Origin of the sequence: Streptomyces niphimycinicus (genome assembly GCF_018883605.1) — a bacterium.
GTDB lineage: Bacteria > Actinomycetota > Actinomycetes > Streptomycetales > Streptomycetaceae > Streptomyces > Streptomyces niphimycinicus.
Genome location: NZ_JAHLEM010000185.1, coordinates 1 through 932, shown reverse-complemented (window position 1 = coordinate 932; position 932 = coordinate 1). Strand labels below are relative to the sequence as shown.

Genomic DNA, 932 nt, shown 5'->3' with positions numbered 1-932 from the left:
TATCTCAAGGCCAACTACCCCGCCGAGTACATGGCGGCGCTGCTCACCTCGGTCCGTGACGACAAGGACAAGTCGGCGGTCTATCTGAACGAGTGCCGTCGTATGGGCATCAAGGTGCTGCCGCCGAACGTCAATGAGTCCGAGGCCAACTTCACCGCTCAGGGTGATGATGTGATCCTCTTCGGTCTCACGGCGGTCCGGAACGTGGGCCAGAACGTGGTGGAAGCGATCATCCGCGGCCGTAAGGCCAAGGGGAAGTACGGCTCGTTCCCGGACTACCTGGACAAGGTCGAGGCGGTCGTGTGCAACAAGCGCACCACCGAATCGCTGATCAAGGCGGGCGCCTTCGACGAGATGGGCCACACCCGCAAGGGGCTCACGGCGCACTACGAGGCGCTGATCGACAATGTGGTCGCGGTCAAGCGCAAGGAGGCCGAGGGGCAGTTCGACCTCTTCGGCGGCATGGCCGGGGACAGCGGGGACGGCGAGGGGCCGGGCTTCGGCCTCGACGTAGAGTTCTCGGACGAGGAGTGGGACAAGCCGTATCTGCTCGCCCAGGAGCGGGAGATGCTCGGTCTCTACGTCTCCGACCATCCGCTCCTCGGTCTGGAGCGGCTGCTGGCCGGTACGGCGGACGCCACCGTCGCGCAGCTCACCGGCGGTGACTTCGCGGACGGCGCGGTCGTCACGGTGGGCGGCATCATCTCCGGTCTACAGCGCAAGATGACCAAACAGGGCAACCCCTGGGCCATCGCCACCGTGGAGGACCTGGCCGGCTCCATCGAGTGCATGTTCTTCCCCGCCACCTATCAGTTGGTGTCGGCCCAGCTCGTCGAGGACACGGTGGTGTTCGTCAAGGGCCGCCTCGACAGACGCGAGGACGTGCCCCGGCTGGTGGGGATGGAACTGGCGGTCCCCGACCTGAGTGCCCG

At 66.0% G+C, this 932-nt stretch carries 1 protein-coding gene; it reads left to right on the top strand.

Annotated features, from left to right (window positions below; translation table 11 throughout):
- The coding region (locus tag KN815_RS18135) for a helix-hairpin-helix domain-containing protein (protein WP_253209063.1) at positions 1-932 on the top strand (932 nt) is incomplete at both ends.